Here is a 14,343-nt window from a genome sequence, read left to right on the forward strand (position 1 = left end):
GTTGTATTTCATCATGTCTGCAGCTTGTGCATTGACGGCCAGGGTTCCGGCAATCAAGACGCCCGCAGCAGCACTTAACAATTTTATGTGTTTCATTATCCCTCCCATGACCCGCCTGGGCGTGAGCATCCCGTTATCGTCTGTGCGATGTTTTGGGGATGCCAAGTCCTATCGGCGAGGTCTCGGATATCAAAGTGGCTATCTGTCTTTAGATAGAAAGCCTTATCTGGTTATCAACCATTAAGTCCGCAGCGTTTTCCTTCGGGGGAAAATCGTCAAAAACGGGCCTAATCCCTCTGTTTTTTGGTGTGAATACGTCGCGTATTCACAAGTTGCGCCATGTGTATTAGCACCCGATTACATTAGAGACGATTCATGAGAGCCGCAACAGGGTTTTCGTGATTTTGAGAATTATTCAAAGAAAAAAGGCGGGGCCAAAACCCCGCCTTTTCAATATGTTGCAGTGCACAATTAAAGGTTATGCGCGACCAAGCATGGCTTTCAGGCCGTCGACGACGGAGCCTTCTTCGAGCGCTTTCAAGCCCCAAACCGCACCCACAATGATGGAGGCCAGAGCGATCAGCGAACCCAACGCCAATGTGGACATACCGGTCAAGCCTTGGCCGATGGTGCAGCCCAGAGCCAAAACGCCGCCGATTCCCATCATGATGGCGCCAATCAGGTGGCTTTTCATGTCATCCGCGCCGCTAAAGGCTTCGATGTGGAAAGACTTGGTGCCAACGGCCATGAGGAACGAACCAACGATCACGCCGCCCACGGTTGCGATGCCGAAGTTGATGGTGGAGCCGGTAAAGGTCATCAGGTACTGGATGGATTCGGCTGTCGGCGCGACGAAGGTGAACGAGAACAGCGTCGTCGGTTCAAAGTCGTCATAGCCCAGCACGCCGGTGATGTACCAGCCCACCGGAACCAACAAGCCGATGATAACCCCGCCAATGATGTCGGTTTTGGATTCGCGAAATTCTGCGCTTTTAAAGCAGTAAGCCACGATGGCGACCACAAACACTGCGGTCACGGCTATGCGCAAGCTTTCGGTTTCAGAACCGATGGCTGCAGCAATGAGCTCGACCATGGACTGGGTTTCGAGCCCCATTTCGCTGAGATCGAGGTTAAAGGCTTCCAACTCCAGACGCGCAAGCCCGAACAGCCCCCGAAGCGTCATGTAAGCCGTCACACCCATAACCAAAGCCACAACGATGGATTTGAGGTTCCCAGCCCCCAAACGCACCAGCGTCTTGTTACCACAACCACCCGCCATGGTCATGCCATAGCCAAACAGAAGTCCGCCAAGGATGGCACCCGGCCAGCCCAAGCTTGCGGTCAAATAAATCGCGCCGCCGTCCGCAGGGGACAGGGTCAAATCAATCATTTCCATGATGTGGAGGGTCTGGGTTCCCAAGATGGCAACCGCAATCGCCAACATCCAGGCACGAAACCGGGTGGTATCGCCCATCAAAACCATGTCGGACACGCCGCCCATGGTGCAAAAATTCGTTTTATTCGCCACCGCCCCAAATACGATGCCTGCAATAAAGCCTGCAGAAGCGACCAGTGTGGCCACGCTCATCTCTTCCATTGTCTGTCTCCAGAATGCGTCCTGTTATAAGCTTTTTTAAATGACGTATTTGCCCGCTTGAGTGTCCTAACCCAGACAGTCTTCACGAAAACGTCTTGGGTAGGGGTATATCGTATTTTAGGAACGTTGTATATTAGGTTTGTCTAAATGCATGAAACGTGTATATTAGGTGAGCCTTAAATGTGATTCTTGTATGGGCGTTCAAATATATGTGTTGAAAATGCAGCATATTGCGCAGCAATCCTTTGTTTTCAATGCATACGCCATATGGGGGCCTCATATCTGTGGGCACGGGATACTACCACGCGGTTGGAAAGCACGTTTAGGTTTAGTCTATATAAGAAGAACCTAAACCCGAAATCGCTGATATATGCGCCATTTTGGGCGCAAAAACTGAAATCAAGTGCCGCAAGGGCCCTCAGGCCCGGATGCTCTGGCAGGGATGGCACGCAGTGGGAGAAGAAGATGAGTGAAGGTAGCAACAACAAAAAAATGACGATCATCGTCACCAAAGGGACCCTGGACTGGGCATACCCGCCGTTCATTTTGGCATCGACGGCTGCAAGCTTGGACGTGGATGTGACGTTGTTCTTTACGTTCTACGGCCTTCAACTGCTGAAAAAAGACTTGGACCACCTGCAAATCTCAACCCTGGGCAACCCGGGTATGGAAATGCCGATGATGGGCATGCACATGACGATGCCCAATATCGTTTCCGCGATTCCCGGCGTTGATGCCATGGCGTCGAGCATGATGAAAAACATGATCAAGAAAAAAGGTGTGGCCAGCATTCCGGAACTGCGTGAGATTTGCGTCGAAAGCGACGTCAACATTGTCGGCTGCCAAATGACCTTGGACCTGTTTGAATGGTCTCCGGACATCATGATCCCGGAAATGGAACTGGGTGGTGCGGCCACGTATATGGCTGAAGCCCTGGAATCCGACATCAACCTCTACATCTAAGACACAGGCGCGCGCCGAGGACCCTTAATGGGCCGGGCGTGCGCTGTTGAGCCTTGAAGTGATGAGCAAGGCTTTGGCCGGTGGGTGATCGGCCGCTCGACCATAAAAAGACGAGTAAGGGGAAGACTAAAAATGAACAACAAACTTATGATCGGGGCCCTGGCCCTTGGACTTTTGGCTGCAAACGCAGTTCAAGCGGCGGACGCCAACATGGATGCCTTAAAAGCCGAAGCGAAAACAGTTGTGATGTCCTTTGGCGGACCGCTGAAAAAAGCTTTGGGCGGCGCCATGAAAGAAGGCGGCCCGGTCAACGCCATCGGCGTGTGCAACGAAAAAGCCCCGGGCATTGCCATGGCTGCTGCGAAAAAGTCCGGCTGGGACGTTGGACGCACCAGTTTGAAGCTGCGCAACCCAGGCAACCAACCCGATGCGTGGGAACTGGGCGTGCTGAAGATGTTTGAAGATCGCAAAGCCAAGGGTGAAGCCGCCAACGCCATCGCCTATGGTGAAGTCGTCGACATGGACGGCAAAAAGCAGTTCCGCTTCATGAAGGCTATTGGCACGGCTGATGTCTGCCTCAATTGTCATGGCAAAACCTTAAAGCCTGAAGTCGCTGCAAAACTGGACGGTTTGTACCCAGATGACAAAGCACGCGGTTTTTCCGCAGGCGACATTCGCGGCGCGTTTACGCTGAGAAAAGACTTATGAGAGGTGAAGGAAACCGCCCTGGGGCGGAGAACAGAACGTGAGTGACGATCACAGTGATCATCTTGGTGAGGTGACGCCTTTAAACCAGCTGTTTGGTTTGTGCGCCACCAACAATCAAGATACGGAGTTTTTGCCCGAACGGCGTTCCTTGCGCATCCACGGCCACTCCACCACCATTCGATTGGAGCGTGCGTTTTGGAACGTATTGGAGGAACTCGCTGCCTCGGAAGATCAATCCGTCGCTGCTGTGGTTACCAAGATTTACGATCATTGCCAGTTTGCCAACCAAAAGAACTTGGCATCTTGCTTGCGGGTCGTTTGTCTCAAGTTCATCAACATTGGCTTGTAGGCACACGACCGACATGAACCAATCCTATGCGGATTATTTGTTTTTAACCATCTGACCAACTACAAGAGAGATATAAAATGGCTACCCAAACTCTTGACACCAAAGGCATGAACTGCCCGCTTCCGATCTTGAAAACCAAAAAAGCTATGAAAGATCTGGGTTCCGGTGACACCCTCGAAGTGCTTTCCACCGATCCGGGTTCCGTCAAAGACATGGAAGCTTTCTGCAAATCCACCGGCAACACCTTGTTGTCCAGCGGTGAAGCTGACGGCGTCTACACCTACGAAATCCAAAAAGGCTAAGTTAGCTTTTGGTCAAAACGGCTTATATTTCTTTTTAGAGCCGTTTTTGGTATATTGGCATCCCGAAGCAGCGTTGCGCTGACTTCGGGATTGTCAGTTTTTGAATGACCACTGAGCAGGCACAACACATGTACCGTTGGCTTTTGAAATTTGCGGTTTTGGTTCCGTTTGCATGCGTGGTTCAGGCGTCTGCGGCAGAACTGGTCTATTTCGGCTCGACCGCGTGCTCGGTTTGTGAACGCTGGGATGAAGAAGTCGGTGAAATTTATCCCAAAACAGCAGAAGCCCGCGTGTTGCCTTTGCGTTATCAAGACATCCATGACGACCGCCCGGTCGAGATCGATTTCGTCCGCGGGGTTGTCTATACCCCAACCTTCGTTGCCATCGACAACGGTAAGGAAGTCGGTCGTATTGTGGGCTATTTAGGTGACTTTTTCTTCTGGGAACAGGTTGATCACTTGGTCACAAAGCTGGACCTTGAGCAAAAGCCTAATCAAAGCGCATGCACCCAGGACACGAAAGCAGCCGCACGTACACAGTGTTAGAGCTGTGAAGTTTAACACAACTGACGCCACACATCTGTCCTTATATAGTTCCAAGTAACTATCTTTTCTTGCATTTCGCCGTGTGCTTCGAAACAATGGCGTTGGAATCATAGACTTATTGGTCGTTGCGGTGGGGCAACGGCACGGATTGCGCGATGACGGCAAAAGCCAAAACGACTGATGCTGCAGGGGGAGCAGCCGGGGACAACGACAAGTCCTGGGCACGTGCTCTACTGGACAGCTTGCCGAACGACCTTGCCGTGTTGATACGGGGCGGGCGGATAACGGACATCAACACCTCTGGTGCACAGATTTTGGGATATGATAATGCCGAACAAGCTGTTGGCGAATTTTTTGCCGACCTTGTTGATCCAGAAGATTTAGGCGCGGCCTTGCCTTACCTGACCGGTGAGGCGCGTGCAAACCAAGAACTTTCCGTCTATCTCACCACGGATCGCTTATCAGCGCCGGTACAAGTCATTATCTCCTCGACCAAAGTCGAAGGGGATGAGGAAGCTTTGGCCCTACATGGCCGACGCGTCTTGAAGGGCGAGGACTTATCCCAACACAGCTTGATGGGGAGCGATCTCTACCGCTACCTTTTTGACCATTCTCAAGCCATGATCTGCGTGCTGGATGAGGAAGGTTATATCCTCATGGTCAATGACGCGACGGTAAACACCTTAGGACACGGCAGTTCCGCCAAACTGGCCGGAAAGCCGTTTTTACAAATCGTGCACCCCGATTATCACAATATGATGAATGCCGGCCTCGACATCATCGCCGAAGAAACCACGCCGTTGCCGCTGAAGCTGCTCAAGACTAATGAGCACAACATTGATGCCGAAGTCACGTTTTCACCCATTGGCGACGGTCAATATATGGTGGAAGCCCGAGATATTACCGAGCGCACCAGAACGGCAGCAACCCTGCAAGAGCGTGAGCAGCGGTTGCGCGGCATCTTGGATACTGTTGCCGACGCCATCATCACCATCAACGCACACGGTGAAGTGATGGCATTCAATATGGCTGCGGAAAGTATCTTCGGCTATGAAGCGCGCGAAGTGATCGGCCACAACATTTCCATGCTGGTGGGCTCTGAGCACGCTCACAATCACGATCAATACATCGCCAATTACATCGATACGGGTAAACCGAAAATTATTGACCTCAAGGGTCGTGAAGAAACGGGCCGGCGCAAAGACGGCACCGAATTCGCGCTTGAACTTGCTGTCACCGAATTACGCCACGGCACAAAGCGGTTTTTCACCGGTGTGGTGCGTGACATTACCGAACGCAAGGAACACGAAGAACAAATACGGCGCCATCACGATGAACTTGAAATGCGCGTCGAAGAGCGCACCCGTGAATTGACCCAAGAAATCTTGGAGCGCCGTCGTGCAGAAGACAAATTGCGTCTGGCGGGCGAGGTGATTGAAGCCCTCAACGAAGGCGTTGTCATCATCAATCCAGATTTCCGCATCAGCTCCATCAATCCGGCCTATACGTCGATTTCTGGGTATGAATCCGGTGAAGTTCTGGGCAACTATCCCATCAATCATACGGCACTCAGCCAGGGTTCAGCCATGTTTGACGACATGTGGAGCGGACTGGAAATGCAAGGCCGTTGGGAAGGGGAGTTTTGGAATCTGCGCAAAAGCGGGGAAGAATACGCTGAGCGTCTTTCTGTCACGGCGATCACCAGCCCGTCTGGCGAAGTGATGCAGTTCGCTGCAATTATTTCCGACATCACCAAGCGTAAGCAAGACGAAGAACGTATCCTTTATCAAGCCAACTACGATAGCCTGACCGGCTTGCCAAACCGCTCGTTGTTCCTGGATCGCTTAACCCAAGCCATCAACACCATGAGCCGCACGGACAAAAACCTCGCCTTGCTGTTTATCGACTTAGACGGCTTTAAACTGGTTAACGACACATTAGGCCATGATGTGGGCGACATGTTGCTCAAAGAAACCGCCAAGCGGTTGGGCACATGTGTGCGCACAGGCGATACTGTCGCGCGTTTGGGTGGGGATGAGTTCACCATCATCATGCCCAACTTGGATGATGCGAGAAATGCCCCCTTGGTCGCGCAACGGGTTTTGGATAGTCTGGGGCGGGCGTTCTTATTATCGGGACATGAAGCGTTCGTATCGGGTTCCATCGGCATTACAATCTACCCGGACGATGCAGACGATGCGTCGGATCTGTTGAAAAATGCCGACGCCGCCATGTACCGCGCGAAGGAAGAAGGCAAAGCCAACTTCCAATTTTTCACCGTAGACATGAACGAACAAGTGCAAGAGCGCATGGTCCTCAAAAACGGCCTGACCAAGGCTTTGGAGAACCAAGAGTTCAATTTGCTCTATCAGCCAAAGTTAGATTTGGTAACCAACCGTGTGACCAGTGCCGAAGCCTTGATGCGTTGGCAAAACCCTGAGCTGGGCCTGGTGAGCCCGGTGAGGTTTATTCCCATCTTGGAAGAAACCGGCATGGTGGTTGAAGTTGGTGAGTGGGCTATTCACACCGCGTGTAAACAACACAAGGCCTGGCTGCGCCAAGGCTTGCCGCCTATCAAGGTCGCCGTGAACCTGTCGGCCCGTCAGCTGCGCGATCCCAATTTCGTCGATATCGTCAAGTCCGCGCTAAAACGCAACGACCTGCCGCCAAGCGCCATTGAAATCGAGATCACGGAAAGCATGTTGATGAGCGATGCCACCGTTATTGTGGCGGCATTGGAAGACCTTCACAATTTCGGCATCCACATTTCCATGGATGACTTTGGCACAGGGTATTCGTCGCTGAGCTATCTCAAACGCTTTCCCATCGACACCATTAAGATCGATCGGTCTTTCGTGAACGACATTCATACATCCACTGACGATGCGGAAATCATTCACACCATCATCAACATGGGCCACACGTTGAACCGCAAGATCATTGCAGAAGGGGTTGAGATCGTCGAACAGCTCGACATCTTGAAGGAATACAACTGCGATGAAATTCAGGGCTACTATTTCTCCAAGCCCTTGAGCTCGGAAGACTTCACAACCTTCATTGGGGAATTGGCCAAAAGCTGGACGGATTAGTAAATCAGTTCGTCTTCTTCACCTTGGCCGGCAATGACAATTTCACCACTGTCCGCCAATTGTTTGGCGACGGTCACGATGGCGGCTTGGGCTTCGTCCACGTCTTTTAAGCGTACAGCTCCCATGGCATCCATATCTTCGCGCATGATCTTGGCCGCACGCTCCGACATGTTGCCGAAAAACAAGTCTTTGACACCCTCAGACCCGCCTTTAAGCGCGATGGACAGCTGACCTTTGTCCGTTTGGCGCAACAGCACCTGAATGCCAGCACTGTCGACGCGTTCCAGATCGTCGAAGGTGAACATCAACTGTTTGATGCGCTCGGCACTTTCGCGGTTGCGTTCTTCCAAGGCGGTCATAAAGCGCGTTTCCGTGTTGCGGTCCAGCGTGTTGAAAATGCCGGCCATCATTTCGTGACTGTCTTGACGTGCGGTGCGCGCCAAGTTGGTCATGAATTCGGTGCGCAAGGTCTTTTCCACGTGGTCCAAAATATCCTTCGAGACGGCTTCCATGGACAGCATGCGAATGACCACTTCCATTGCGAAGTTTTCCGGCAACGTCCCCAAAACATTAGCCGCGTGATCGGGGCGGATTTTGGACAACACCACAGCCACGGTTTGCGGGTATTCGTTTTTAAGATAGTTCGCCAGCACCGCTTCGTTCACGTTGCCCAACTTGTCCCACATGGTGCGACCGGCCGGACCGCGCAGCTCTTCCATGATCTGCGAAACACGTTCGTCGGGCAAAGCTTTCAAGAGCAGGCGTTCGGTACTATCGTACGAGCCCACCAGCGAGCCGGTGGAAGACAATTGGTCCGCAAAGTCGAGGAATAAGCGTTCGACCACTTTGGAGTTGATCGAGCCCAAGTTCGACATGATTTGGGAAATCTCACGAATTTCCTCGTCGTCCATCATTTCGAACAACGCAGTCGATTGGTCATCCCCCAAAGACAGCATGAAGATTGCCGCCTTTTGAGGTCCCGTGAGAGACCGATAATCGTCTTTTACATGCGCCATAATCCCTCTGTCTTACCTGGATTCTGGATCAAGTGGAAATTTATTCACGTCAGGGCACGGTTTTGGACCATTTGCAGGTCAATCCCAGCTCGCCAGCGGTGTTGGCGACGATGGCCATACAAGACTTTTCCGTGGCCTCTGGAATGGCGACGGAAGCGCTGATGACGTAGGTGGTGTGATCCCCGCCGGGCACTCGTTCAGAATTGAGCCGCACAATATTTGCGTCAAACTGTTGAAATACCTCGCATAAACGAGCCATGAGACCGGGGCTGTCGCCGCCGGATACCGTAATCATGTGGGTGATGGTCTCCCACGCGGGATGCGTGGTGGCGAGATCGAAGTGGCTCACATTGATCTTGCACTTTTCCGTTTCAGGCAAAGAGGCCAGCTCTTCGCGCAGACGGTCAATGTCCATGCCGTCGGGAAAATCGCATATGGCGGTAAATTCTGCGCCGCCGCCCAATACGGCGAATGACGTATCGCCCAAATCCGCGCCTAAATCGAACAGCAAGCCGGAAATCGCTGAAATCAGACCGACCCGGTCCGGGCCAATGATGGAAACCAAAGCTGTGGTGGACATGTTGCCTCTTCTTTTTAAACTGTGAGCACGCGTCTTTGGGAGGTCCAAGACATAGTCTATACCTCAGTAGGTATGGAAACAAATCTCTGATAAGACTATATTTCTCCTAATGAAGGGGAGGTTAACACTCATGCGAATGCTTTTAAGCGCGTTCTGTCTTGCATTTCTGTTGGCGACGCCTGGCGCAGCGCAAGAGCTCAGGCCGAAGCTGGACGATTTGGTGCGCCATTATGCCAAGGTCCTGTTTGGCTCGGAATACAATCCAAAACTCGCGAAAAAAGCCGTGAGCAAGTGGCAGGGGACCGTTGGCATTACCATCAACGGCAAGCCCACCCAACAACTTGCAGCCATGACAAGCAAGCACCTTAACACCATTGCCGGGCTCACTAAGCTGAAGTTCAAGCAGATTAAACCCGGCACGCCTATGCAGCGTATTGATCTGATCTTTATGAAGCGCAAGCACATGACCAACATCAACGGGCTGCCGGGGCCGTTTATGAGCAATATCCGTCAAATGGCCGCGGACCCGTCGATGCGGTGTTTTTTCCTGTCACAATCCAATGCTGAGAATCGCATCAATTATGCCCTGGTCATGGTCAATATCGACATGGACCCGGCACATTTAAATGCCTGCCTGCTTGAAGAGCTCAGCCAGGTTATGGGTCTGCCAAACGATGTGGATGCCTATTGGCCGACGATCTTCCAGCCCATCGACACGTCGACTGAGCTGTCCGTATGGGATCGGTTGTATCTCAAAACGCTCTATGATCCGCGCACCAAACCCGGCATGAAACCCGTCGATGCCGTATTTACAGCCAAAGGTATCTTTGCCGAGGCCATGGCTAAAATACCCTAACCGCGATATGGTATGAATAAGCCATAAGGAGAGACCCATTGAGCCGTGACACCATCGTAGAGCGCAAAGCTTATCCCGCCGGAGAGGTGATCTTTAAACAAGGGTCGCGCGGGCGCATGGCGTATATCGTTCAAGAAGGTCTGGTTGAAATTTTTCACCACCTGGATGCAGAGGGCAATGAAGGTGAGAAAACCGTTCTCGGCACCATTGGCAAGGGCGGCATGTTTGGCGAGATGTCCATGATTGACGACCGTCCGCGCATGGCAACGGCGCGGACAAAAGAGGCCACGACGGTGATCATTGTCACGGAACAGATGTTCCTGCACAAACTTAAAAAAGCCGATCCGTTCATTCGGGGGCTGATGAACATCATGTCCCAAACCATTCGGTCCATGAGCGACCACCAAATCAAAGAAGAACAACAAAAACGCACCCAGGGACAATGATCCCATAGTTTTGCCATCATTTAGCGGGTATAAGTTAATCATCATTTGATGAAACTCGTTGTCAGGCTTTACCGCCCATGTCCCCACAACAAAACAAGCCCCCAAGAACTGGGTTTATGAGCCGCTTGCGCGGTTATTTCATCGCGGGCATCCTGATTACCGCGCCGATTTCCATCACATTTTATCTCGCCTATTTGTTTGTCACGTATGTAGACAGCAAAGTCACGCCGCTGATCCCGGTGAAGTTTAACCCGGAAACCTATCTGCCTTACTCACTTCCCGGTTTGGGGCTGATCATCGTGATCGTCAGCTTGATTTTGATCGGTGCGTTCACGGCAGGCTTCATGGGGCGTTTTTTCCAACGTGTTTGGGACCGGGTTATGGACAACGTCCCGGTGCTGCGTGGTGTTTACAAAGCGCTCAAACAAATCCTGGAAACGGTATTGGCAAACCAATCCACAGCCTTTCGCGAAGCGGTGTTGGTGGAATACCCGCGCCGCGGCATGTGGGTGATTGCGTTCATCACCGGCAAGACCCAAGGCGAAGTGCAAGCCATTACCGAAGAAGACGTCATCAACCTGTTCGTACCGACCACGCCCAATCCGACGTCTGGCTTTTTGATCTTTGTTCCCAAAGAAGACATTGTGCCGCTGTCGATGAATGTGGAAGAGGCGCTTAAAATGGTCATCTCCGGTGGCATCGTCACACCGCCCGATCACAGGACACCTGAACAGATCGAAGCCACAAAGATGCATTCGACCGAGGGCACGGTTCACGATCAATAGGGCGGTCTGATATAGGGCCGGTAATCCTCTAAAATGTCTTGCGCTTCACTTTTTTGGTAACGATTGAACTTTTTAAATAACTCAGCCGCACGCTCAGCTGCTTTTTGATGGCCCAGTTCTGCTGCCAATGTGAAATGCGCCCATGCACTTTTCTTATTGCGCAAAAAATTCTTCCCCGTGCCGTTTAATTCCAGCAACCCAACTTTGTAAAAGCTTTCCGCATGTCGATAAAATCCGGCAACATCGAGGGCAATGCGCGCATTTTGCATCACTGAGGATGCCATCCGACGATCCTTTTTGTTTTCAGATTTTTCCATCTCCAAAGAACGGGCAACATCAAATATCGCCAAACGATGCACAGCATCAATGGGCAAGGCTTCGTTCGCCTTTTTGACCACTTCTTCATGCATGATATAGCGGATCACTTTGATGTAGGTGGGCTCATAAAATGCTCGGGCTTTGGCCCGATCCACCGGAACGCCTAAACCGTATTCATAAAGGACGCCGAGATAATACTGCGCCCAAAGACCCGAAGCGGTCTTATCTTGCGCCAGTATCATCCACTGGCTGTGGGCCGTGGCGTAATCTTTGACCTCATACGCGCCAAGGCCGTCTTCCAACGGGCCTGCGTAGGCCTTGTGCATGAGGCTAAGGGCAAGGAAGCAGACAACCGCAAATCGAAACATCGCAAACCTCCTAACCGGACCGCAAATACTTGATCGCAGCATCACGCTCGAACAAATAGAGCAGGGTGCGCAGGGCCTGGCCGCGTTCTGTTTGTAAGTCCGGATCGGTTTCCAAGATGACCTTGGCGTCGTCCGTGGCGACGGACAACAAATCAGCGTGCGCATCCAAATCCGCCATGCGAAATTCCGGCAAGCCGCTTTGACGCGTCCCCAGCAGTTCGCCTGCGCCACGCAGTTTGAGATCTTCTTCGGCGATGACAAACCCGTCTTCGGTCTCGCGCATGATCTTCAGGCGTTTCTCTGCCACTTCGCCCAAAGGCGGTTGGTAAACCAGCAAACACTGCGACGCCTCCGTCCCGCGCCCGATGCGTCCGCGCAATTGGTGAAGCTGGGCCAAACCGAAGCGTTCGGCGTGTTCGATCACCATGACCGTGGCTTCCGGCACATCGACACCGACTTCGATGACGGTGGTGGCGACCAAGACGTCGATCTTGCCGTCTTTGAAGTCCGCCATAACTGTGTCTTTTTCTTTGCCCTTCATGCGCCCATGGACCAGACCGACGCGTTCGCCATACATCTTCTTCAAATCTTCAAAGCGATCTTCGGCGGCAGCCAAGTCGAGCTTTTCGCTTTCTTCCACCAAAGGACAGACCCAATAGGCCCGCGTACCCGCATCCAGCTTTCGCGCGATGCCTTCGGCAATTGATCCCAATTTCGAAGACGGGAACACCCGTGTGTCCACAGGCTGGCGTCCGGCAGGCTTTTCCAACAAGCGTGATACGTCCATATCGCCGTAGGCTGTCAGCATCAAGGTGCGCGGAATGGGCGTTGCGGTCATGACCAACACATCAACCGCTTCACCTTTGGCCGCCAGTTCCAAACGCTGATGCACGCCAAATCGGTGTTGTTCATCAATCACGGCCATGCGCACATTGTCGAACGCCACATCGTCTTGGAACAAAGCGTGGGTGCCGACAGCAATTTTGGTTTCGCCCGACACCAAGCCCGCCAAAATGCCTTCGCGGTTTTTGCCTTTTTCGCGCCCCGTCAGGATAGCAAGGGTCACGCCTGCGGCTTGGGCCAAGGGCTCTATGGTTTTGAGGTGTTGGCGCGCCAAAATTTCCGTCGGGGCCATGAGCACGGCTTGCCCACCCGCTTCAATGGCGGCGAGCATGCTCATGAGTGCAACAACCGTCTTGCCCGAACCCACATCGCCTTGCAGCAAGCGCAGCATACGGTAATCGCTTTCCATATCGGCGATAATTTCCGCTAAGGATGTGGTTTGAGAATTCGTCAGCTCAAAGGGCAGGGCGTCTGTAACCTTTTGGCGGAGATGTCCGTCGCCGGAGCTTGGCGCACCCTTGGCTTTGCGCATTCCGCGACGGACCAATCCCAAAGCCAGCTGGTTGGCCAGCAATTCGTCATAGGCCAAGCGTTGGCGGGTTGTGTCCTTAGGGTCCAAGGCCGACGTTTCATCCGGCGCATGAGCCGCCATCAGGCTTTCATGCCAACTGGGCCACTTGCGCGAGGATTGCAGCGCCTTGTCGTGCCACTCCGCCAACGGTTTGGTTTCCCCCAAAGCCCCGTTGATGGCCTTCGCCAGGACTTTCTGGGTCACACCGTGGGTGAGGGGATAGACGGGTTCTAGACGAAGTACACTGTCTAACTCTTCCTCCTTGACGATATGGTCGGGGTGGGTGATTTGGACTTCATTGTTATAGTGCTCCACCGTGCCGGACACGACGCGCAGCTCACCTTCGGGCAAGGTCTTCGTCAGATAATCCGCGTGGGCATGGAAAAAGGTCAGCACCAACGTGCCCGTGTCGTCGTGGCACAGCACCCGGTACGGTCTGCGCTTGTTGGGCGGTTTGATGTGCTCACCCACGCGCACCGTGATGGTGGCCATTTCACCGTGCCCAGCCTCAGCGATCTTGCATTGATGGCGACGGTCCACCACGTTTGTGGGCAAGTGCCACAGCAAATCCACCACGTGCTCACCCGCCAAACGCTCCAAGGCCGGTTTTAAGCGCGGACCGACGCCCTTAAGGGTGTCGGTAGGCTTGAACAGGGGATAGAGGATTTCCGGACGCATGATGACCTATTGGGGCTGACAGAACGGGCTCAACGATTTATATACCATCTCCTTAGGAGATTACCATGGACCCCAAACGCAAACGCCTTTTGTATCACTGCAATCATATGGGCATGAAGGAAAACGACGTGATGTTCGGCAACTTTGCCGAGGCGCACATTGAAACACTCACCGACGCCGACGTCGTAGAGCTGGAAGCCTTGCTGCAAAACAGCGATTTGGACCTGTTTAAGTGGGTTTTGGGCAAAGAACCCGTGCCCGAACAATGGAATACTGCCCTGATGAAGCGCCTGCAGGACTTCAACGTTGGCGTTGAAACCGAATAAACC

The 14,343-nt window shown here is 52.8% G+C and carries 15 protein-coding genes; 10 read left to right on the forward strand and 5 right to left on the reverse strand.

Translation table 11 applies throughout. The features are described 5' to 3' along the window. Nucleotides 1-478: 478 nt before the first annotated feature. Nucleotides 479-1,597, reverse strand: a complete 1,119-nt coding sequence (locus tag V5T82_RS02375; protein WP_332893988.1) for a YeeE/YedE family protein — start codon at nt 1,595-1,597, stop codon at nt 479-481. Nucleotides 1,598-2,062: 465 nt separating this feature from the next. Between V5T82_RS02375 and dsrE2 the strand changes: the two genes are divergently transcribed. The 6 genes from dsrE2 (at nt 2,063) to V5T82_RS02405 (ending at nt 7,553) form a co-directional block, all read left to right on the forward strand. After that, nucleotides 2,063-2,560: a sulfur carrier protein DsrE2 gene (gene dsrE2 / locus V5T82_RS02380; protein WP_332893989.1), complete on the forward strand. Its 498-nt coding sequence runs from the start codon at nt 2,063-2,065 to the stop codon at nt 2,558-2,560. Between the two features lie 132 nt (nt 2,561-2,692). Next, nucleotides 2,693-3,268: a Tll0287-like domain-containing protein gene (locus V5T82_RS02385; protein ID WP_332893990.1), complete on the forward strand. Its 576-nt coding sequence runs from the start codon at nt 2,693-2,695 to the stop codon at nt 3,266-3,268. A gap of 37 nt (nt 3,269-3,305) precedes the next feature. Beyond that, on the forward strand, nt 3,306-3,617 hold the full coding sequence (locus V5T82_RS02390) for a ribbon-helix-helix domain-containing protein (RefSeq protein WP_332893991.1): 312 nt from the start codon (nt 3,306-3,308) through the stop codon (nt 3,615-3,617). A gap of 77 nt (nt 3,618-3,694) precedes the next feature. After that, entirely contained in the window at nt 3,695-3,919 is a 225-nt protein-coding gene (locus tag V5T82_RS02395; protein WP_332893992.1) for a sulfurtransferase TusA family protein, read from the forward strand. Between the two features lie 104 nt (nt 3,920-4,023). Beyond that, on the forward strand, nt 4,024-4,464 hold the full coding sequence (locus tag V5T82_RS02400) for a thioredoxin fold domain-containing protein (RefSeq protein WP_332893993.1): 441 nt from the start codon (nt 4,024-4,026) through the stop codon (nt 4,462-4,464). Between the two features lie 155 nt (nt 4,465-4,619). Next, on the forward strand, nt 4,620-7,553 hold the full coding sequence (locus V5T82_RS02405) for an EAL domain-containing protein (protein ID WP_332893994.1): 2,934 nt from the start codon (nt 4,620-4,622) through the stop codon (nt 7,551-7,553). Here V5T82_RS02405 and fliG read toward each other — a convergent pair. Both fliG and V5T82_RS02415 read right to left on the reverse strand, forming a co-directional pair. Beyond that, entirely contained in the window at nt 7,550-8,569 is a 1,020-nt protein-coding gene (gene fliG, locus V5T82_RS02410; protein ID WP_332893995.1) for a flagellar motor switch protein FliG, read from the reverse strand. The two genes, V5T82_RS02405 and fliG, sit on opposite strands and share 4 nt — an antisense overlap. Nucleotides 8,570-8,618: 49 nt before the next feature. Further along, the gene (locus V5T82_RS02415; protein ID WP_332893996.1) at nt 8,619-9,149 is read right to left on the reverse strand and encodes a glycine cleavage system transcriptional repressor; all 531 of its coding nucleotides are present in this window, start codon (nt 9,147-9,149) and stop codon (nt 8,619-8,621) included. Nucleotides 9,150-9,279: 130 nt separating this feature from the next. Here V5T82_RS02415 and V5T82_RS02420 point away from each other — a divergent pair, with 130 nt between their 5' ends. The 3 genes from V5T82_RS02420 to V5T82_RS02430 all read left to right on the forward strand — a co-directional run bounded on the left by V5T82_RS02420 (nt 9,280) and on the right by V5T82_RS02430 (nt 11,236). Beyond that, nucleotides 9,280-10,005: a DUF2927 domain-containing protein gene (locus tag V5T82_RS02420; RefSeq protein ID WP_332893997.1), complete on the forward strand. Its 726-nt coding sequence runs from the start codon at nt 9,280-9,282 to the stop codon at nt 10,003-10,005. Between the two features lie 38 nt (nt 10,006-10,043). Further along, entirely contained in the window at nt 10,044-10,451 is a 408-nt protein-coding gene (locus V5T82_RS02425) for a Crp/Fnr family transcriptional regulator (RefSeq protein ID WP_332893998.1), read from the forward strand. 116 nt (nt 10,452-10,567) lie between these two features. Continuing rightward, a complete protein-coding gene (locus V5T82_RS02430; RefSeq protein ID WP_332893999.1) occupies nt 10,568-11,236 on the forward strand; it encodes a DUF502 domain-containing protein in 669 nt (222 codons plus the stop codon). Here the strand turns inward: V5T82_RS02430 and V5T82_RS02435 are convergent. Both V5T82_RS02435 and recG read right to left on the reverse strand, forming a co-directional pair. Then, a complete protein-coding gene (locus V5T82_RS02435) occupies nt 11,230-11,856 on the reverse strand; it encodes an SEL1-like repeat protein (protein WP_332894000.1) in 627 nt (208 codons plus the stop codon). The genes V5T82_RS02430 and V5T82_RS02435 overlap by 7 nt on opposite strands. Before the next feature lie 76 nt (nt 11,857-11,932). Beyond that, on the reverse strand, nt 11,933-14,014 hold the full coding sequence (gene recG / locus V5T82_RS02440) for an ATP-dependent DNA helicase RecG (protein ID WP_332894001.1): 2,082 nt from the start codon (nt 14,012-14,014) through the stop codon (nt 11,933-11,935). A gap of 65 nt (nt 14,015-14,079) precedes the next feature. Here recG and V5T82_RS02445 point away from each other — a divergent pair, with 65 nt between their 5' ends. Then, nucleotides 14,080-14,340: an FAD assembly factor SdhE gene (locus V5T82_RS02445; RefSeq protein WP_332894002.1), complete on the forward strand. Its 261-nt coding sequence runs from the start codon at nt 14,080-14,082 to the stop codon at nt 14,338-14,340. The last annotated feature ends 3 nt before the right edge of the window (nt 14,341-14,343 follow it).

The organism is Magnetovibrio sp. PR-2, from assembly GCF_036689815.1.
Lineage (GTDB): Bacteria > Pseudomonadota > Alphaproteobacteria > Rhodospirillales > Magnetovibrionaceae > Magnetovibrio.